The sequence below is a fragment of the Gemmata palustris genome, assembly GCF_017939745.1.
GTDB lineage: Bacteria > Planctomycetota > Planctomycetia > Gemmatales > Gemmataceae > Gemmata > Gemmata palustris.
This window is the reverse complement of record NZ_JAGKQQ010000001.1, coordinates 5,712,397-5,732,177: the sequence shown is the minus strand read 5'-3', so window position 1 is coordinate 5,732,177 and position 19,781 is coordinate 5,712,397. Positions and strand designations below refer to the sequence as shown.

18 protein-coding genes are annotated in these 19,781 nt (G+C 66.6%); 11 read left to right on the top strand and 7 right to left on the bottom strand.

Annotated elements, in window-relative coordinates:
- The first annotated feature begins 27 nt into the window (after positions 1-27).
- Entirely contained in the window at positions 28-408 is a 381-nt protein-coding gene (locus J8F10_RS23595; protein ID WP_210658045.1) for a sirohydrochlorin chelatase, read from the top strand.
- Between the two features lie 54 nt (positions 409-462).
- On the opposite strand, the gene J8F10_RS23590 is transcribed toward J8F10_RS23595, so the two are convergent.
- The 6 genes from J8F10_RS23590 to J8F10_RS23565 all read right to left on the bottom strand — a co-directional run bounded on the left by J8F10_RS23590 (position 463) and on the right by J8F10_RS23565 (position 6,419).
- A complete protein-coding gene (locus tag J8F10_RS23590) occupies positions 463-1,497 on the bottom strand; it encodes a DUF1464 family protein (protein ID WP_210658043.1) in 1,035 nt (344 codons plus the stop codon).
- A gap of 10 nt (positions 1,498-1,507) precedes the next feature.
- Positions 1,508-2,146 carry a hypothetical protein gene (locus tag J8F10_RS23585; protein ID WP_210658041.1) on the bottom strand — a complete coding sequence of 213 codons (639 nt, stop codon included), beginning with the start codon at positions 2,144-2,146 and terminating at the stop codon, positions 1,508-1,510.
- Positions 2,147-2,218: 72 nt separating this feature from the next.
- Positions 2,219-3,094: an NADP-dependent methylenetetrahydromethanopterin/methylenetetrahydrofolate dehydrogenase gene (locus tag J8F10_RS23580; RefSeq protein ID WP_210658039.1), complete on the bottom strand. Its 876-nt coding sequence runs from the start codon at positions 3,092-3,094 to the stop codon at positions 2,219-2,221.
- A gap of 119 nt (positions 3,095-3,213) precedes the next feature.
- The gene (gene fae, locus J8F10_RS23575) at positions 3,214-3,711 is read right to left on the bottom strand and encodes a formaldehyde-activating enzyme (protein WP_210658037.1); all 498 of its coding nucleotides are present in this window, start codon (positions 3,709-3,711) and stop codon (positions 3,214-3,216) included.
- 181 nt (positions 3,712-3,892) lie between these two features.
- A complete protein-coding gene (locus tag J8F10_RS23570) occupies positions 3,893-5,242 on the bottom strand; it encodes a DUF1501 domain-containing protein (protein WP_246523539.1) in 1,350 nt (449 codons plus the stop codon).
- A 583-nt stretch (positions 5,243-5,825) separates the two neighbouring features.
- A complete protein-coding gene (locus tag J8F10_RS23565) occupies positions 5,826-6,419 on the bottom strand; it encodes a DUF2760 domain-containing protein (RefSeq protein WP_210658036.1) in 594 nt (197 codons plus the stop codon).
- Between the two features lie 295 nt (positions 6,420-6,714).
- On the opposite strand from J8F10_RS23565, the gene J8F10_RS23560 reads away from it, so the two are divergent.
- The 9 genes from J8F10_RS23560 to J8F10_RS23520 all read left to right on the top strand — a co-directional run bounded on the left by J8F10_RS23560 (position 6,715) and on the right by J8F10_RS23520 (position 16,280).
- A complete protein-coding gene (locus J8F10_RS23560) occupies positions 6,715-7,557 on the top strand; it encodes an SDR family NAD(P)-dependent oxidoreductase (protein WP_246524429.1) in 843 nt (280 codons plus the stop codon).
- A gap of 4 nt (positions 7,558-7,561) precedes the next feature.
- Positions 7,562-7,960 carry a hypothetical protein gene (locus J8F10_RS23555; RefSeq protein WP_210658032.1) on the top strand — a complete coding sequence of 133 codons (399 nt, stop codon included), beginning with the start codon at positions 7,562-7,564 and terminating at the stop codon, positions 7,958-7,960.
- A 16-nt stretch (positions 7,961-7,976) separates the two neighbouring features.
- Positions 7,977-9,986, top strand: a complete 2,010-nt coding sequence (gene asnB / locus J8F10_RS23550) for an asparagine synthase (glutamine-hydrolyzing) (protein ID WP_210658029.1) — start codon at positions 7,977-7,979, stop codon at positions 9,984-9,986.
- Positions 9,987-10,062: 76 nt separating this feature from the next.
- Complete coding sequence (locus J8F10_RS23545) at positions 10,063-11,190, top strand: ABC transporter permease (RefSeq protein WP_210658027.1); 1,128 nt, start codon at positions 10,063-10,065, stop codon at positions 11,188-11,190.
- A gap of 98 nt (positions 11,191-11,288) precedes the next feature.
- Positions 11,289-12,017 carry an ABC transporter ATP-binding protein gene (locus tag J8F10_RS23540; protein WP_210658025.1) on the top strand — a complete coding sequence of 243 codons (729 nt, stop codon included), beginning with the start codon at positions 11,289-11,291 and terminating at the stop codon, positions 12,015-12,017.
- Positions 12,018-12,115: 98 nt separating this feature from the next.
- Positions 12,116-13,237: an HlyD family secretion protein gene (locus J8F10_RS23535; protein WP_210658022.1), complete on the top strand. Its 1,122-nt coding sequence runs from the start codon at positions 12,116-12,118 to the stop codon at positions 13,235-13,237.
- Positions 13,238-13,273: 36 nt separating this feature from the next.
- Positions 13,274-14,245, top strand: a complete 972-nt coding sequence (locus J8F10_RS23530; protein ID WP_210658020.1) for a phytoene/squalene synthase family protein — start codon at positions 13,274-13,276, stop codon at positions 14,243-14,245.
- On the top strand, positions 14,245-15,600 hold the full coding sequence (hpnE, locus tag J8F10_RS23525; RefSeq protein ID WP_246523538.1) for a hydroxysqualene dehydroxylase HpnE: 1,356 nt from the start codon (positions 14,245-14,247) through the stop codon (positions 15,598-15,600). Before J8F10_RS23530 ends, hpnE begins: the two co-directional genes overlap by 1 nt.
- A gap of 188 nt (positions 15,601-15,788) precedes the next feature.
- The gene (locus J8F10_RS23520; protein WP_210658015.1) at positions 15,789-16,280 is read left to right on the top strand and encodes an acetolactate synthase; all 492 of its coding nucleotides are present in this window, start codon (positions 15,789-15,791) and stop codon (positions 16,278-16,280) included.
- Positions 16,281-16,333: 53 nt separating this feature from the next.
- Here J8F10_RS23520 and J8F10_RS23515 read toward each other — a convergent pair whose 3' ends face one another.
- Positions 16,334-18,889 carry an amidohydrolase family protein gene (locus J8F10_RS23515; RefSeq protein WP_246523536.1) on the bottom strand — a complete coding sequence of 852 codons (2,556 nt, stop codon included), beginning with the start codon at positions 18,887-18,889 and terminating at the stop codon, positions 16,334-16,336.
- A 210-nt stretch (positions 18,890-19,099) separates the two neighbouring features.
- On the opposite strand from J8F10_RS23515, the gene J8F10_RS23510 reads away from it, so the two are divergent.
- Positions 19,100-19,531, top strand: a complete 432-nt coding sequence (locus tag J8F10_RS23510) for an amino acid-binding ACT (RefSeq protein ID WP_210658011.1) — start codon at positions 19,100-19,102, stop codon at positions 19,529-19,531.
- The last annotated feature ends 250 nt before the right edge of the window (positions 19,532-19,781 follow it).

The following is a 19,781-nucleotide window of genomic DNA, read 5'->3' as shown; positions in this document are numbered from 1 at the left end:
TTCGCCCTCTTATTTGGAGAGAGTTCCGTGCCAACCGCGCTCTTACTCATCGCACACGGCAGCCGCCGGCCCGAGGCGAACGCCGATCTGGAGTTCGTCGCGTCCGCTCTGCGCGAGCGCGGGCGGTACCCCGTCGTTCGCGTGTCGTACCTGGAACTGGCCGAACCGAACATCGAAACCGGCGGCACGCACTGCGTGGAAGCCGGCGCAACAGACGTGATCTTGCTGCCGTATTTTCTTTCGCCCGGTATCCACGTCGCCGAAGACCTGACCGAAGCACGCGACACGTTGAGCGCGCGCTTCCCCGACGTGCGGTTCGTGCTCGCGGAACCGCTGGGCCGGCACCCGCTGCTGGTCGACGTGGTGGAACAGCGGGCGGGTGAATCGCTGGGCGGACGGCCGGCGTGAGCCGGCTGGCGGAATGAGGGGAACGACGAGTCGCGTTTGCGATTACCAGCCGACTCACGCCGGCCGTTCGCCCAGGCCGAACGCCCCCCGCACGTCTGCCGCACGCGGGTGCGCGAACCAATCCAACACGGTGCCGCTCGCTTCGCGCAGTTTGAGTGAGTCAATGAGCGGAGCGAACGTGCCGCCGCACAGCCCCTCGGCGATCAGCGCGGCGCCCTGCGCCGCGTGCTTCACCCACGCGCCGGGGAGATCGCCCGCGTAGTGGAATTTGAAAAAGCTTTGCGGCAATTCGCCGAGGGCCTGCTGCACGAGGTCCGAATCGCTGCGGAGCAGACTGCCGCTGTAGTACACGTCCTGACAGCCGTGGACGTTGAGTAGGCCGTACACCGCCTTGCAGAACGATTCGCGGAACGCGGCGCGGCCCGTTTCGCGGTCGGGCACATCAGCCACTCCCCCGCGGAAGAGGTCCGCTTTCTGGAGCGGCGCAAGGAGGTACGCGGTTTCGCCGTCCCACGCCCCACCGCTCCGCGCGCCGAGCGGCCCGCACGTTCCGCCCAGCCCGTCCACGATCTGCTTGCCCTTTAACACCATCAGTGCGGTGAACGCGGACCCGAACTCCACGACGAGGGCCGGCTCGTCGCGATTGTGTTGCGCGAGTGCCAGGGCTGCGACGCACAATTTGTCCGCGGTGCCGAGGTCGATCTTGTTCAATTTCCGGTGAGCGGGCACGGTCGGGAGGTGAATCACGCCGGGCAGGAACGTCACGGGCAGCCCGGAATCGCGCAGCGCGCGGACCATTGCGGAGAACCCGCCGACGCCCTTCGCGCCGCGCTCGTCGGGCCGCACCAGCGTCATCAAATCGAGTTGCGCGTCGGTGCAGTCCGCAGCGCGCACGAGTGGCAGCCCGTAACCCGACGGCCCCGCGATGAGATCGAACGGTCCCTCGGCACGGAGCCACTGGACGGGGACGGTCGGGTCGGCACGCAGTTCGTCCGGTTCGATGCTCACCTGGGCCACGACGCGCCCGCCCTCGAGCGCGATCATGTCGAGCGAGGACGTTCCAGGGTCGCAGCCGGCTACACGTGACATGAGGAGAGTTCTACCAGGTGCGCCGCAATCGGCGCAAACCGAGCGGCGCCAGGCCCAGAACCATGAGTGCGAACGTGCCGGGTTCCGGGGTGAGCGTGGCGGGCGGGTTCGCCCCGACCCAAACCGAGAGCGCCGGCAGTTCGGTCGTGTACAGTCCCTGGCTCCCCGGCCCCCAAATGGTGTAGTCGTTGCCGCCGAGCGTCACCTGTTGGACGCCCCCGAACCAGAAGTACGTCGTCCCGCTCCACTGGCCGTTGCCGTACACGTTGTACATGTGGGCGCGCCCCCACGCCGAGAACTCCGCGGACTCGCCGGAGGCCGCGTCCGTGAGGCTGTAATCGACGCGGAAGTAGCCGTCGTTGTTCCAGTGGGTCGTGCCGTCCGAGTGAACGTCGATCGGCGCCGGTTGCGCCAGCCGGGTGGGATCGTACCCGACCAGGGGTACGACCGACGGGGCACCGGTCGCGGGGTCGAACGTGTGGCACGTCCCGGACGGCAGGAGCGGGTAGAGCGCCGCGGAGATCGCGGGGGTTCCCGGTTGAACCTGCAGGCCGGTGGGGGCCAGTTGGAACTCGATCGGACCGGCCGTACCGAGCGCCGGCGCGCCGAGGAGCCCGAAGAGAACGAACGCGAAGCCTCGAACGCGCATCAGCCGCTCCTGGTGTGGTGGGCGGCAGATGATTCATAATCGGCGCGAACGAGTCAACCCGAATTGCGCACGTTACGGGAGTTGCAGCGCGAGACTGTACACCTCTTCAATGTCCAGCACCGCGTTGTTGGACTCGAAGAGCTTGTTGATCGCGGCGCGGTGGACCTTCATCTTGGTACCGCCGACCCCGAGCGCGCCGTAGCAAACGTGGCCGTCGCGATCCGCGCCCTTGTCCGGGAGTTCGACGCCCTCAATGCCCGCCGGCGGGACGCCGTTCAGGTCGATCGCCACCTTCAGTGACTTGCACGCGAGCCGGAGCTTTTTGGGGAGCAGCACCGCGCCCGCGGCGCCCGCAGCGACCACCAGGTTGCGCCCGTCGAGCGCGGTCGGGGCGTCGGAACTGGAGGCCACGCTCACGGCCTGAATGTCCGCCCCGGGGACGTGCGCGCGGATCACGGCGCACACCGCTTCCGCCCGCTCTTTCTGCCGCGAACCGAGGCGAACGTTCCCGCCCGCCCGCGCCAAAAGGCGCGCGACCCGCTGGCCGACCGGTCCCGTGCCGCCGAGAACGAGCGAACTCGCGCGGCTCAGATCGAGGTGCCGACCGGCCGCGCGCACGGCGGCCGCGGCGGTGGTGTTCGAGCCGTTGGAATCGAGCACCAGTGACACGCTCAGCCCGTACTGCGGGATGAGGTGCTTCTTGACCTCCGCGAGCACCGCTTCGCCCGCGGTCACGTCGGACCCGCCGACGAAGATCGCGGTCCGCCGGAGATCGGCCCCGCCGCGCGTGAAAATGCAGCCGTGAACGAGGGGCATCACGTTCTGTGGGGTCACCCCGCCGTAGCTAAAAATGTGCTGAACCCCCGCGTCCACCGCGACGACGCGGTCGAACACGCTCGGGAGCGGGTCGGTATCGAGTTGAACGAGGATCGTGGGTTTTTCGGACATGGCTGGTGCGAATTGGGGTTCGGCGAACGGCCGGTGTGAGCCGGCTGGTGAGAAGTTCGTGCCACAGGTGGCGCGGAGTTCTCACCAGCCGGCTCACACCGGCCGTTCGTTTGGTCGGGTTACTTCGGGCTGAACGGGTGCTTGACGGTGTCCTTCTTGGCGGTGATGTCGGCGACCTTCGGCTCGCCGGTCATCGCGCACTTGATGGCCAGCTTCGTGGCCTCGTAGTTGTACTGGAAGATCTTGTTGTCGTCGGCCGCGTCCCAGTGGATGAACACGCCGCAGACGATCACGTAGTCCTCGGCCTTGCTCGCGGGGATGACCCCTTCCGCGACGCTGTCCGCGACCGCGCGGGCGACGGCGGCCTGGGCCGGGCCGAACATCTGAACGGCCTGCTTCGCGCCCTTGATGGTCACCTTCGTGATCATCACCGTGGCCGGCTTGCAGATCAGGTTCGGGGCGATGACCGCCAGCAGGCTGGAGTGCCCCTGGCTCTGGGTCGCCAGCGCGTTCGCGAACGCGACGCCGACCGGACCGGTCTTCTCGCCGATCAGCAGGTCGATGTGCGCGATCTCGTTGCCGTCGCCGACCAGACCTTCGCCGATGAACATGGACATGGAAATGCCTCGGTGGTGAGAGAGTGTAATTCGTGGACCGACGGCGTAGATGGTAGCGGCCGAGCGCGCGAAGGCAACCATGAAGGCCGAAGAATGCGGGGGTTCGGCCGGTGCCGACGCGGGACACGGGTGCCGATTCGGGCAAGGAACACGTGCCCCACCCGAACGGCCGCGGCCGTGTTTACGCGAGCACCTCGCGGATGGGGTTCCCCCACGGGCACAGCACGAACGGCCGGGCGAGGCGGTCGCGCAGTTCCAGATCGTGCGGCACGCCGAGGCACTCGTACACCGTGGCGATCACGTCCGCGGGGGTGACCGGGTTGCGGCTCGGCTTCGCGCCGATCTTGTCGCTCGCGCCGTGAACGTACCCGCCCTTCACCCCTCCACCAGCCAGAACCAGCGAGTAGCAGAAGTTCCAGTGGTCGCGCCCGCCCCCGTTGGTGTTGATCTTCGGCGTGCGGCCGAAGTCCCCCACGACCACGACGAGCGTGCGCTCGAGCATCCCGCGTGCGTCGAGGTCGTCGAGCAGGGTCGAGAACGCGGAATCGAGTTGCGGGAGCAGTTCGCCCTTGAGCTTCGTGAAGTTGTTGCCGTGCGTGTCCCAGGTGGCGTTCGCGTCCGGTGCCCACGACACGCACGCGACACGGGTGCCGGCCTCAATCAGCCGGCGCGAGAGCAGAACGCTCTGGCCGTAAATGTTGCGCCCGTAAGCGTCACGGAGCTTGGCCGGTTCGCGATCGATGCGAACCGCCTCGCGCATCGCCGGCGCAGTGAGCAAGTCGTAAGCCTTCGCGCGGATACCTTCCAGGTCGGGGTCGGAATTCGTGGCGCGCGCGGCGCTCAACTTCTCCGAGAGCAACTTGCGTGCGTTGAACCGCGACGGATCGATGTCCGGCCCCAGCGTGAGTTCGGGGAGCGCAAAATCGGCCGCGTTCGGGTCGCGGAGGATGACGAGCGGGTCGCGCGTCTTGCCCAGCCAGCCGCCGAAGAAACCGGGTTGCGGCGGCCCCCCGGCACCTTCTTTCGTGATGTACGGCATGAGCACGTGGGGCGGGACCGCGTTCGCGGGCGGGCGCTGCGTCCCCACCACCGAGCCGATGCACGGGAAATCGTCGGGGCTCGCCCCGCCGCCGATTTCACCGCGATCGTGCCCCGTGAGGGCACAGTACACGGCCGCCGCGTGTGCGTTGTTCACGCTGTGGTGCGCGGAGCGGATGAGCGAACAGCGGTGCATCTGGCGCGCGAACTTGGGCAGGTGCTCGCCGAACATCACGCCGGGAACGCTCGTCTGGATCGGCTTGAACTCCCCTCGCACCTCGGCCGGCGCATCGGGCTTCGGGTCCCACATATCGAGGTGGCTCGGTCCGCCGTCCAGGAAGATCACGATGCACGCATCCGCGGTCGCCGAGGTGCTCTTCCGCGTGTCCTTCGCGCGAAGTAACTGGGGGAGCGAGAGCCCGAGGTACGATGCGGCCCCGGCCTGGATCATCTGGCGGCGGGAGATGCGCGGACCGGGGCAGCGCGATTGCATGATGGGCCTACTCTGGCGGAAGGAGATTTCGGCGGGTGCTTGAATTGTGCGGCAACGCAGGGCGAAACGCAAGCGCGAGGGCGTGGAAGAAATGAGTGCCCAAACTCGGGGCGAGCCACGGTCAGGAAGAAGTGCCGCCACCGGGGTCGTTCTTTCGACCGAGCCGCATGGCCCCGCCGAGGAGCACCACCACAGCCACGGCGCCCGTGTAGGCGGCTTCGCACACATTCCCACGCGCCGCGCTGAGGACCGCGACAAACGCGGCCCCCAACCCTCCGAATAACATCAACCCCGCGAGTGGTGAGCCGGATCGGGCTTCAGTGCCCTCCGAAATCGAACGGCCGGCCCCGATAGGCGGGGGCGGAGGGTCGTCGAGTCGCCTGTCACAACCGGGACAATATGCGTCAACGATCCAGGGCAATTTCTCTCCGCAGTGCGGGCAGACTTCAAGTTTCTCGCTCACCCGTGCTCACCGAAGTGGGGTATTCGGTCTCGATCTCGGTCATCGTCAAATACGGTTCGGCCGTGCGGCACCTCTGCAACCAGCATCTCACGTACCGGGACCGGGGCCGAGCGCCCGCGCCTACGGGATCTGCACTTCGGCCGGTTGCAGCACGAACTCGTCCGCGCCCTCGGCCGGGGCCGCGAGTTTCATCTCTTTCACGCGCCACCCCGGGTGCTGGATCGCGCCCTTAAACGGCGGTTCGCCGGTCACATTCCCAACCACGCGGATCGCCGACGGATCGAACCCCTTCGGCACGGTCACCTGGTCGTCTTCGTTGCCGGGCAGGACCGGTTCGAGAACCAGGTGCTGTTTCAGCGCCGCTTGTGCTTTCTTGTGAACTTCCCGGACCGCCTGACCGATTTGTTCGTCGCCCGCGCCCTGGATGTCTTCGAGCAGGAAGTCCACCAGCCGCGACTCCGCCTGCAGCAGCGCGAGCAACCGCAGCGGCGCGCCACTCGGTTTCACCGGCTTGGGCGGTTCCGCTGGCTTGATTTCCGCGCCGGTCTGAATCGCCTGCAACTTGGCCGCGAACGCCGCGTCCTGGTTCGCCCGCCCCGCGAGTGAGAGGCCCGCGATCGCCTTGCCCAAACTCCCCGCGCGCGCGATCGCGAGCCCCAGAGCGGCCAGGAACCCGACCGGCAAACCGATCGCTAACCCGATAATAATGTCCATTTTTCCCCTTCGTACTTCTGCGGAACGCGGACGTGTTCCGCCCGCATTCGTTTCAAAATTACAACGAGCAATCACTTGAGTGCGCAGGGCGAAAAGGCGCTCGCGGCCCCAAATGGTGCGAATCGCGGCTGTTATACGGATGGGTGAGCTAGGCGAACTGCGTCGGCGCCACCGGTTATTAAGGCGGGTCGGGAGGAACGAGGGGCCGTGCGGCGCTGGCGAACCGGACCGATAACACTAAAATGCCCGGATGGATTTGATGTGCCGGGTGTGCCGGAGACGATGAAAGGTGAACATGCGCCGGGACGTGCGCGGGCGGGTCGTACTGGTCACCGGGGCTTCGCGGGGCATCGGGCGCCGCGCCGCGGAACGGCTCGCAAAACTCGGCGCAATTCTCGCCCTGACCGCGCGATCAACGGACGATTTGGCCAAGCTCGTCGGCGAGCTCCGGGCGACCGGGGCGCGGGCCGAAGCGTTCGCGGGCGACATCACGAAGCCGGAAGACCGCGAGCGGATCGTCGCCGAGACCGTTGACCGTTTCGGCCAACTGGACGTGCTGATTAACTGCGCCGGAGTGTGCAGTTTCGGCGAATTCAGTTCGTCGAGCGAAGAAATCGTGCGGAAGGTGCTGGAGGTGAACTTTTTCGCCCCCATCGAGATGATCCGGGTGGCGGCCCCGCACCTCACGCGCAGTTTCGAGACCGCCCGCGGTGACTGGCGCCCGGCCATTGTGAACGTCGCGAGCATCTGCGGGCGGTGGGGCATCCCGTCGATGTCCGAACACTGCGCCAGCAAGCACGCATTCGTCGGGCTGACGGAATCCCTGCGCGGCGAGTTCGAGCGGTTCGGGATCGATGTGCTACTCGTGTTGCCCGGACTGGTGCGGAGCGACGATTTACAAAAACACTTGCTCCGAAACGAGGGGAAGATCCATCTCAACTTCGGGGGCGCTCAGCCGTCCGACGAAGTTGCCGATTCGGTGGTGCGGAGCCTGCTTAAGAACCGCGTGGAGGCGGCGGTCGGGTTCGCGTCGTGGTGGGTATGGTTCGGCAAGCGCATGTTCCCGCGCGGGGTGCGGTTCTTCATGCAGCGCAAGGTGTGGAAATACGCGAGGCGGGAGCGGGCCAAAACGGTGTAGTGCGATGGGAATGGGATTCGAGATCGTTGACGTCACGTTCACGGACCCCGCCTTCCTCGCGCTCACCGATGACGAGCGGGCGGACGTCGTGCGGCGGCTACTGGCCGATCCGGTGATGGCCGAGTTCAGCCGGGTGTCGAAACGGCGCGGCCGGCGGATTTTTTGGCGGAGTTTCGGTGTACTCCTGGCGCTGTTCTTCGGACTCGATTTCGTTCGCCGCGAGGTACCGTTCTCCTCAACGATCTATGCCGTGAGCGTACTCGGGCTCAGCACACTGTGGGCCGCGGGCGAGGTGGGTTTGTGGGTTCGGTGGATGAAACGGGAGTCGGCCCGGCGTATGCAGTCGCTCCTCCGGGTAGAACTCAGCCGGGTGCGTATCAAGAACCGACTGCCGAAGGACTAACAGCGAGGCGTTTTGCATGTGTGGGATCGCGGGGATGTTCGACCTGAGCGGCCAGCGGCCGGCGCCGGCGGGCGTTGTGCATGCCATGGCGCGGGCCATCTACCACCGCGGCCCGGACGAAGACGGATACCTCGAGCGCCCCGGGTTGCACATCGCGAACCGCCGGCTGTCGATCGTGGGGCTCGCGGACGGGCACCAGCCCATCGCGAACGAAGACCAGAGCGTGTGGACCGTTTTCAACGGCGAGTTCTTCGACTATAAGGAGAAGCGCGCGGCCCTCGAATCGAAGGGCCACGTTTTCCGCACGCACACCGACACGGAACTGATTCCGCACACCTGGGAGGATCACGGCGCGGACCTGCTGCAACACCTGAAGGGGCAGTTCGCGATCTGCGTGTGGGACAGTCGAACCAATGAGGTTTTACTCGCCCGCGATCGCAGCGGAATCTGCCCGCTGTTCTACACGGTGGTGAAGCACGACGGTTCCGACTGGCTCCTGTTCGCCTCCGAGATGAAGGGGCTGTTCGCCTCCGGTCTCGTCGAGCGCAAGGCGGATTTGCAGGGGCTGAACCACGTCTTCACGTTCATGGCGATGCCGGGACCGACCACGGTCTTTCAGGGCATCCAGTGCCTCGTGCCGGGCCGGTACCTGCACTTCAAGCTCGGTCAAACGACGGTCGAGCACGCGACGGCCCAGAAGACCTACTGGCAGATCACGTACCCGGACCGCGGGCACGAGGACTACGGCGCGGACGAGAAGAAGCTCGTGGACGGGTTCGAGGAAGTGCTGTTTAAGGCCGTGCAGCGCCGGGTGTGGGCCGACGTGCCCGTGGTGTCGTATCTCAGCGGCGGGGTCGATTCGAGCCTCGTCGTCGCGATGGCGAACAAGGTGATGGGGCGCCCCATCCCGACGTTCACCATCTCCGTGACCGACAAGAAGCTCAACGAGAAATCGGAAGCGCTGCAGGTCGCGAAACACCTCGGGTGCGAGCCGGTCGTGGTGGATTGCGGCCACGACGAGTTGCGCACGGGCTACCCGGAACTGATCGCGGCGGCCGAGTTCCCGGTCATCGACACGTCGTGCGTGGGGCTGCTCCACCTCGCGCGCTCGGTCCACCAACAGGGGTACAAGGTCGCGCTGACCGGCGAGGGCGCGGACGAGTGGCTCGCCGGGTACTCGTGGTTCAAGATCCGCAAACTCGTTGGCTGGATGGACAAGATCCCGGGCGTGCCGCTCGGGTTCGCGGTACGCCAGCTCTTCCAGATGGTGAACGGCCAGCCGCGGTTCCCGTACTCCTCGTACCGCAACACGATGCGGCACATGGGCGGCTCGAACGGCTGGCTCGACGTGTACGGACTCGTCAGCACGAACAAGTTGCGGTTCTTCACGGGCGCGGCGCGCGACGCGATCCTGGCGCGGTCCCCGCTCGACGACCTCGGAATTTCCCCGGACCTGAACCGGTGGCACCCGTTCAACCGACAAATGTACTTCGGCGGGCGCGTGATGCTGCCCGGTCACCTGCTCGCGAGCAAGGGCGACCGCATCGCGATGCACTCGTCCGTCGAGACGCGGTACGCCTTCCTTGATGAAGACGTGATCGCGTACATGGCGAAGATCCACCCGCGCTGGAAGCTCCGCGGCGTGATGAACGACAAGTACATCGAGCGCAAGGTCGCGGAGCGCTGGCTGCCCAAAGAGATCGCGTGGCGGCGCAAGAAGATGTTCCGGGCCCCGATGGACAGTTGGGCGGACAAGGGGCCGGGGGGCAACAACCAGCAGCCGAACGCGCGCCCCTCGGAATCGTGGATCGACCAGGTGCTCTCGCCGGAATCGGTCCGCAAGGCCGGGTACTTCGACCCGAACGCCGTCGCGAGTGCGCGGCAGAAGCTCGCGAAGCCCGGCGGCGGGTTCGCCCGCACCAGCGTCGAGATGGGGCTCACCGGGGTGCTCGCCACGCAGTTGTGGCACCACCTCTATCTCTCGGGCGATCTCTGCTCTTTGGAGTCGAAAATCGCAAGGTCGTAAAGCTCCCTCGCGGGACGACCGGCGGCCCGATTGCTTTTGACCTTACGACTTTTGACCTTACGACTTGTGACAGACTATGTCCTACGCCCTTCAAACCCTGTGGCACGAGCGCTCGCGGTACGCATCCGGCGTGCTGGCGGTGACGTTCTCGGCGGTGCTCATCGCGCTCCAGTGCGGGCTGCTCCTGGGTTTGTTCAAGGTCACCTCGACGCCGGTGGACAACACCAGAGCGGACCTGTGGGTCGGGTCCACGGAGGTGCCCAGCGTGGACCTGGGGAAACCGATCCCCGCCTCTTACGTGTCGCGCGTCGCGGGGGTTCCCGGGGTGACCGACGTCGAACTCTACATCGCCCACTTCGCGAACTTCACCAAGCCGGTCGGTGGTACCGAGTTGTGCTACCTGCTGGGCAGCAGTTTGGACGAGGGCGCGGTCGGGGCGCCCGGCGTTCTCACCCGCGAACAGCGCGACGCCCTGACCCTGCCGGACAGCATCATCGTGGACCAGTCCGACGTGGAGCGCCTCGGGCTCGATAATTCCGAGGGCAAAGCGAAGATCAACGGCAAGGAAGTGAAGCTGGTCGGCACCGTGCGCGGGCTGAAGAGCATCGCGGCGCCGTGGGTGCTGTGCAGCACCCACACCGCCCGGCACCTGCTCGGGTTCCTCATCCCCGCGGACAACGTGACGTACCTGTTGGCCAAGTGCGAGTCCCCGCAGCGCGCGAAGGAAGTGGCGGCCGAACTGCAGGCGCAGTACGGCTCCGAAATGGGCGCGTACACCTCCGAAGGGTTCTCGCTGCGGTCGCGGAAGTATTGGCTCATCCGCACGAAGGCCGGCATCGCCATCGGCTACGCGGCCCTGCTCGGGCTGTTCGTGGGGGCCGTCATCACGGCTCAAACGCTCTACTCCGCGACCACCGCCAGCGCCCGGGAGTTCGCCATCCTGTTGGCACTGGGCATCCCGCGGTGGCGGATCTCGCTGATGGTGCTGGCCCAATCGTTCTGGGTCGGGCTGATCGGTATCGTGCTGGCGTACCCGACGTGTCAGGGGTTGCGCTACGCGGCGCGCCAGGTCGGCGCGGAGGTGGACCTGCGCTGGGAAGTGCTCCTGGGGACCACGGTCGTAACGATCGGCATGGCCCTGCTCTCCGGCGTCTTCGCGCTCAGGAGCGTGCGGCAGATCGAGCCGATGACGTTGCTGCGTTAGTACGTGGCCCCGGTTCGCGGGGCGAGCCGGGGGCGCGCGTGACGCGCCCCAAAAAGGACGACGGGGTTGGTGACCAGTGACCGCGACGAGGACGCGCGATGCCCGGTTCCGGTAGCAGTGCGACGCCGAGCTTAAAAGGGGTGAACCTGGTTCGCACCTACGGCGACGGTACGGCCCGGCGCGCGGCCCTCCGGGAAGTGTCGATCGACCTGTTCCCCGGCCAAATCGTGCTGCTGATGGGGCCGTCGGGGAGCGGCAAATCGACGCTCCTCGCGATCCTGTCGGGGCTGCTCGAGCCGGACTCCGGGCAGGTGCTCGCGGACGACGACGGCGTGCTGCGCGACGTGTGGCAAATGACCGCCAAGGAGCGCGAACAGTACCGCCGCGGGCACACGGGGTTCATCTTCCAGGGGTATAATTTGTTCCCGGCCCTCACCGCGCGCCAGCAACTGGAGATCGTGCTGAAGTGGGGCGAGGGCGCTAGCCCCGGCGACGCCCGCCGGCGCGCCGACGAGATGCTCGACAAGCTCGGGCTGGCGAAGAACAAGCACAAGAAGCCGGCTCAGTTGTCCGGTGGGGAGAAACAGCGGGTCGCCATCGGGCGGGCGCTGGTGAAGAACCCGAGCTTCATGTTCGCCGACGAGCCGACGAGCGCGCTGGACTGGGAGAACGGCCAGAAGGTGATCGAGCTGCTCCGCGACGCGGCCCACCAGCGCGGCGCCTCGGTGCTGTGCGTGTCCCACGACTCCCGCATCCTGCCGTTCGTGGACGTGTACTACCACCTGGACGACGGGCACCTGGAGCGGCGGGAACTGCCGCGCGAATAGCGAATCGCTGTTGGCCGTTGGTCATCAGCCGAGCGACAGCCGAGGGGCACGCGGGTGCCGCCCGGCTGTCGACCAACGGCTCACACCGGAGGAACCCCATGAATTGGCTTCGCAAGGCACGGCCGGTATTAATCATCACCGGCCTGGCGCTGGTGATCGGTAGCCTGGTCGGTGCGCGCGAGTTGACTCACGGCGCCAGCACCGACGCGCCGGCCAAGGGCGACGCTCCGCGCGCGGCTGGCGGAACGATCGTCCTCGCGACGGTGGACACGGACCCGGGACCGGTTTCTTACGGCCTCCCGCCCGTGCTCCCGTCGGGCACGGTAATCAAGGTCTTTGTCAAGGACCGCGAGGAGGTGAAGGCCGATCAGCCACTCTACGCTTTCGACGCGACGCTTCCGCAAGCGACCGTCGAAAGCGCGAAGGCCGCCGTTGCTCTCGCCGAGACGAAGGTCGCCGAGGCCAAAGAGGGGAAGAAGCGGCACGCCAAGAGCATTGAGGTCATGAAGAAGGGCGTCGAGGCGCTCGATGATCGGGCCCGCGACGTGCTGGGGTACCGCAACCTCATCAAGAAGAATTTGGAGGACTCCTACAAGCGAAACGGGTTCCCGGCCGAAGAGTGGGAGGTGAAGTTGAGCATCGACCCGACCTACGCCGACGCCCAGATCAAGTACAGAGGGGCTTACAACGAACTGGAAGTGGAAAAAGCGAAACTCGGCGCGCTCGAAGCGGTCAACGCCCAACTCCCGATCGATCAGGCCGAGGCCGCTGTGAAGCAGGCCGAGGCGGAGAAGGCCAAAGCTCAGGTCGCAGTAGACATGTGCGTGGTGAAGGCGAAGACGGCCGGGACCGTGGAGCAGGTGTCGATCAGTCAAGGGACCACGCTCGGTATCAGCACGCGGGCACCGGCACTGTGGCTCATTCCGGCCGGTCCGCGTGTGGTTCGCGCCGAGGTGGAGGCCGAGTTCGCCCACCGCATCGGCAACGACCGCATCGGCAAGCAGGTCACCATTTCGGACCACAGCGACTCGAAGTTGACGTACACCGGGACCGTGCGCGGCATCGGGAGCACGTTCCTACCGAAGCGCTCCACCGCGGAGAACCTCCTCGGTAGTGACACGCGCGTGATCGAGGCCGTGATCGATGTGACCGACCCCGCCCCGGCCGGTAAGCCGCCGCTCCTCATCGGCCAGCGCGTCCGGGTGAACTTTGGCCAGTAACTCGGCACGGACGGCCGGAAGAACGAAGGGCCACGGATGAGGGATGAAACCGACACGTTTGAAGCCGGGCCGGGCGTTCTGGCTTCATCCCGCCCCCTTCCTCCCTCGTCCCTGCGAGCGTCTTTTGCCGCGTGCCGCGCGATCACGTCCGCGGCGAACAGTTCCTTTCCGTTCGCGTTTCGGCTACTCCCTCCGGCCAAGCGCGCCGCGATGTACGCTCTGTACGCCTACATGCGCGTGACGGACGACCTCGCGGACGAACCGGCCGACACCGCACAGAAGACCGGCGCGTGCTGTAAGCGGGCCGGCGCTGCAGCGCGAGGTAAGCTCGCGGCGTGGCGCGGGAGCCTGCGCGCCGCACTCGCGGGGCACTTCACGCACCCCATTCACCCGGCGCTCGTGCGGACCGTGGACCGGTTCGACATCCCGCCCCAATACTTGTTCGACGCCATTGACGGCATGGAGACCGACACCGAGCCGGTGCGGATGCGCACGTTCACAGAGCTGTACCCGTATTGTTACCGCGTCGCGTCGGCCGTCGGGTTGGCGTGCGTGCGCATTTGGGGGAACCGCCCCGGCGTGGCGCCCGTCGCGTCCGATCCGAGCGCGGAAGCGGCCGGGATCGCGTTCCAGCTCACGAACATTCTGCGCGACCTCGCCGAAGACGGCACCCGCGACCGCGTGTACCTGCCCGCCGACGAACTCGCGCGGTTCGGGTGCCCGCCGGACCGGTGGCGAGATCCTACGGCGGCCGAAAACTTCCGCGCGCTGATGCGGTTCCAAATCGCCCGCGCGCGCGACTACTACCGGCGCGGCGCGGGGCTCCTCCCGCTCCTCTCGACGGAGGGGCGCGCGATCTTCCACGTGATGCACGCCACGTACCGCGGACTGCTGGACGAGATCGAGCGGCACGACTACGACGTGTTCACCCGGCGGGTGCGCGTGCCCAAGTGGCGCAAGGTGCTCGTCTGCGGGTCCGGGTACTTCGTGAAATGGGGCTGGCTGTAATGGCGACAGCGTCCGCGGTGGTGGTGGGCGGCGGCCTCGCGGGTCTGGCCGCGGCCGTGGGACTGGCCGGGCAGGGGGTCCGGGTCACGGTGCTCGAGTCACGGGGGCGGCTCGGCGGGCGCGCCGGGTCGTTCACCGATCCGACGACCGGGCAGATGGTGGATGCGTGCCAGCACGTCAGCATGGGGTGCTGCACGAACCTCGCGCACTTCCTCCGCACCGCCGGCGTCGATCACCTGCTCGCGCCGCAACCGAAGCTCTACTTCGTCACGCCGGACCGCCGGACGAGCGTGTTCAAAGCGGACCCGTGGCCGGCCCCCTTTCACCTGGGCCGCGCGCTAATGGGCGCGCACTACCTCACGCCGCTGGACAAGCTCCGGGTGGGCTACGGTCTGGTGCGGATGCTCGCGGAGCACCCGGACGCGGACCCGCCGCTGTTGCCGTGGTTAAAAGCGCACCGCCAGAACGCGCGCACCATCGAGCGCTTCTGGGCGATCGTGCTGACGAGCGCGCTGAACGAAACGGTGGACCGCGTGGGCCTGAAGTACGCGCGGAAGGTGTTCCGCGACGGGTTCGTGCGCCACCGCGACGGCTTCACCGTCCACGTTCCGACGGTGCCGCTCGGCCGGCTCTACGGCGACGAACTGCGCGCGTGGCTGTCAGCGCATAATGTTGAAGTGCGCGAGAACGCGGGCGTGAAGCGCTTGGCGATGGGGGAAAAGGGGCTTCGGGGCGTCGAACTGCGCGACGGTTCCACGCTCTCCGCCGACTGGTACGTTCTGGCGGTGCCGTTCGATCGCGTGATTGATGTGCTGCCCGAAGAACTGGTCGCACGCGAGCCGTATTTCGCCAACGTGAAGAACCTCACGGCGTCCCCGATTACCAGCGTTCACCTGTGGTTCGACCGGCCCGTGATGAAGTTGCCGCACGCGGTCCTGATCGACTGCTTGGGGCAGTGGGTGTTCGATCGCGGAGAGGTCGCGCCGGGCGAGTTCTACTTGCAAGTCGTGGTGAGCGCCGCGCGCGACCTGAAGGGGCTCGGGCGCGACGAGATTCAACGGCGGATCGTGGACGAACTCGCGCGCGTGTTTCCACCGGTCGGGTTGGCGAAGTTACTTCGCGCGAAGGTGGTCACCGAGCACACCGCGACGTTCAGTGCGGTGCCGGGCATCGACCAGTGGCGGCCGGTACAGGCGTCCCCGGTGGCGAACCTCGCGGTGGCCGGCGACTGGACCGCGACCGGGTGGCCCGCGACGATGGAGGGCGCGGTGCGCAGCGGGTACCTCGCGGCGGAAGCGATCCTCGCGCGGGCCGGGCGGCCGGCAAAATTGGTACAGCCCGAACTCGGCGCATAACCGCTCGCGCGCCGGGGCGGGACCGAGAACCGAAGGCGCCACTCGGATTGGTTGTTTCGCAACTCCGGGGCCGAACCCACCGGGTCCGCGCGGGCAGTTCCGTTGACCCGCCCCCTTCGCGCCGGTTAAACTCACTGGGTACAAACCTTTGCACACGCCCCGCCGATGTCGCGGGTCAGGAGCTTCAGATGAGCTTCGGCGATGAAGCCAACGTAGAATTTGACACCGCGAAGGGCCGCAGTTGGCCGAGCGTGCGCCAGTTCAACGTGTTCCTCGCGAACCGCATGGGCGCGCTGCTCGATCTCGTTCGGCGCTTCGAGCAGACCGACGTGCGCGTCGTTTCGCTGACCGTGGTGGAAACGGCCGACTGCGCGATCATCCGGCTCGTGCCGAGTGACTACGAGCGCGGGTACGAGATCCTCACGTCCGCGAAGTTCGCGTTCACCGAGAGCGACCTGCTCGTGGTGAAACTGCCCGACGACGACCGCCCGCTGCTGACGATCACCAAAGCGCTCCTCAGCGCGGAGATCAACATCTGCTATATGTACCCGCTGCTCATCGGGGTCGGGCCGCTGGGCAACACGGCCATCGCGGTGTATGTGAACGATTTCGAGAGCGCGGCCCCCGCACTAGAGGGCCAGGGGTTCACGCTCTTCACCGAAGACGACTTGAGCGAGTAAGCTTCCCCCAAGACCGCGGGCGTCCCGCCCGCGGTCCCTGGAAAGGCCGTCCGTCACCACCCCATGCAGCACCCCGCGCCGCTCCCGCCCCCGATGAGCGGCAGAATGCGGCGCTCGAACGGCAGCTTCAGGTAGTCGGCGCGATCGTAGACGACCTTCCCGCGCATGATCGTCTGCGTGACGTGCGTCGCGTGCTCGAACGGGTCGCCGTCGTACAGCACCAGGTCCGCGACCTTCCCCACCTCGATGCTGCCGTACTCCTTCTCGATCCCGAGCAGTTTCGCCGCGTTGATGGTGATCGCACGCAGTGCCCGTTCTTCGCGCATCCCGGCGGCGACGGCCATCGCCGCTTCGTGACGCAGCACGCGCGTTTTGGGCACGTACCCCTCGAAGCCGGTGCAGATCGTGACCGGGACGCCCGCCTCCTCCAGCACGCGCGCGGTCCCGGTGTACGAGTGGAGCGTTTCCATGCTGCCGCCCGCGCGCTGCATCGTCGGGTGAACCACGACCGGCACGCCGGCCTTCTTGAGTTCTTCTACCATGCGGTAGCCCTCGGTGCCGAGCGCGATCACGGGTTTCAACTTGAACTCGGACGCGAGGCGCAGCGCGGTCTGGATGTCGTCCTTGCGGTGCGCGGCGAAGTACACGGGCACTTTGCCTTCGAGCGCGGGGATCAGTGCGTCGTGCTTCGCGTTCTTCACCGCTCCCGCTTGTTTCTGGTAGCTCTGAGCGTCCGCGAACGCCTTCCGCACGAGCGCCGCCACGCCCATGCGCGACGTCGGCGTCTTGCCCTTCGACGACTCGCCGAGGTTCACAACCAGTGAGCCGACCGGGACAATCGCCGCGCTATCGACCGTGGCGCCGTCCGCCCGGAACACCCCGCCGCGCCCGCCGATCGGGTTCTGCCGGCCCGGGGTCGCGTGAACGACCGTGGTGCCGTTCGCCTGGAGAAAGTCGAGCAGCGGTTCGCGCGGGTTGAAGCCGTCCAGCGCCCGGAGGTCGGACTGGTTGGGGTCGCTCGATTCGTCCTGGTCCTGGTCCGCCGGGATGTTCCACGCGCCGCTCAACCCGACCGAGCAGAACGGGTCGATCAACCCCGGCGTCACGTGCTTCGCCTTATACACCGGCATGTTCTTGAACGTGTGCTCGCCGCGGAGGACGTGCAGCACCTTCCCGTCTTTCGCGATGACCGTGCCCGCGAACGCGCCGACCGGCCCCGCGGTGTGGATGTGGTCCGCTTGGACTGCGATGGCGCCTTTCAGTTCGGCCGTGTTCCCGTCGAACGTGCGGTTCTCGGTTTTCGCAACGGGCCGGCGCCCCTCCCCGAAACGCACCCCCTCGGAGGGCAATTTCTCGCCCGCGGGCAGCGCGAATCCGCCGTCGCGGTAGGCCCGAGCGGTCGTTTCGTCGAACACCTTCTGACCGTCGATCCAGGTTTGCTGCACGCGCGTGTGGACGCTGAACGGGTCGCCGCTGAGGATCGCGAAGTCCGCGTCCTTGCCCTTTGTCAGCGAACCGAGCCGGTGGTCGAGGTGCAGTAACTTCGCCGCATTGATCGTGACGGCCTTGAGTGCCTCCGCTTCGCTCATCCCACCGCGAAGGGCGATCGCGGCCGAGCGGAGCATGAACCGCGATTCGGTGATGCTGTCGTCGGTGTTGATCGTGACCGTCACGCCGGCTTTGTTCAGAACGGCCGCGTTCTCTTCGAGCAGGCCCATCGTCTCGGCCTTCCCGCCGGGGCTGTCGATGATCGTGAGGGAAACGGGAACCTTCTTCTTCGCGAGCACGTCCGCCACGCGGTACCCCTCGGTCGCGTGTTGGAGCACGATCTCGAAGCCGAATTCCTCGCTGATGCGGACCGCGGTGAGCAAATCGTCGGCGCGGTGGCAGTGGAAGTGGACCGTGCGTTTGCCCTCGAGCACCTCTACGAGCGGTTCGAGCGCCACGTCGCGATCGACCTTGGTACCCGCATCGATTTTGGCCTTGTACTCCTTCGCTTTCTGGAACGTCTCGCGCTGAAGTGCCGCGACCTTCATGCGCGTGAACGGCGCGACGCCTTTCCCGCGCCCGTACCCCTTCGGGTTCTCGCCGTTGGCCATCTTCAAGCCACCGACAATCTCTTTCTCTCCCGCCCGACCCGTGACCCGCATCTCTTCGATGCTCCGCCCGCGGTACTTCACGTACACGGTCTGCCCGCCGATGACGTTGCCGGACCCGGGCATCACGTTTGCCGTGGTGACGCCGCCGGCGGTGGCCATGCGGATGCCGGGATCGTCCGGGTTGAACGAGTCGATCGCCCGCACGCCCGGCTGCACGGGGCCGCTCATTTCGCTGAGGTCGTTGTTGGCGGACACCCCCGGGCGGCTCGCGACGCCGACGTGCGAGTGCGTGTCCACTAACCCCGGAATGATGACCGCGCCTTTGAGGTCGATCACCTCCGCGCCCGCGGGAATATTGACATCGGGCGCGAGCCCGAGATCGACGATCTTGCCGCCCCGAATGACGAGGGTGCCGTTTTGCAGGGGCTTGTCATCGACCGCGGTGTGAACGGTCGCATTTTTGAATGCGATCACCTTTTCGGCGGCCGCGCTCGCGCTAACGGTCGGCATGAATTCGCACGGGGGAACGAAAGGCAGTGACAAGGCAATGACAATTGGAGCGAGTGCAGCGAATCGGCGCATGCGGACCTCATGGGGCGGTGTGCGAGAGATTCAACAACGCTAACCTGTTGCAATGCACCGTGCTAGAGTTATCATCCCGAATGGAAGACCTGTCGCGCAGCACGTCACACCCGCGACATTATTTAGGAGGCAACTCTCATGAGCTTCAAGATGCAGCGTGTCCACCTCTTCCACGCGGAGGTGGAGGACAAGCCGGGCGGAGCGGCGGCGAAGTTGAAGAAACTGGCCGAAGCCGGCGCGCACCTGGAGTACGTGTACAGCCAGCGCTCGATCAGCAAACCGGGCATGGGCGACCTGTACGTGGCCCCGATCCACGGCACCGGCGAGATCGCCGCGGCCCGGGCCGTGGGGCTGCACGAGGTCGGCGAGCCGATCGTCATGCGCGTCGAGGGCGACGACAAGGCCGGTCTGGGCGGGCGCGTGACCCAGGCCTGGGAAATGGCCGGCATCAACCTGCACGGGCTGGTGATGTCCGTTGTCGGCGGTAAGTTCATCGGCTACGCGACCTTCGACACCGTCACGGACGCGAACAAGGCCGCGACCATTCTCGCCGAGTTGGGAACGGCTTGAGCGAGGGTGCGGAGTGCGGGGCGCGAAATGAAAATGGTTAGGTCGTTGAATTTGGGGTGTTTTTCCGTTTCACTTCCGCGCTTTGCACTCCGCGCTTCCAGGTATCCGGCATTGCTCACCCGGCGGGGGACACGTTAAAACAATAATTCTCACACACCGCTCCCCGCCGAGGACGCCCCGGTGCCGGTTGTTACTTGTCCCAAGTGTCCCACCCAATTGAAGATCCCCGACGGGGCGAAGGGCAGCGCGA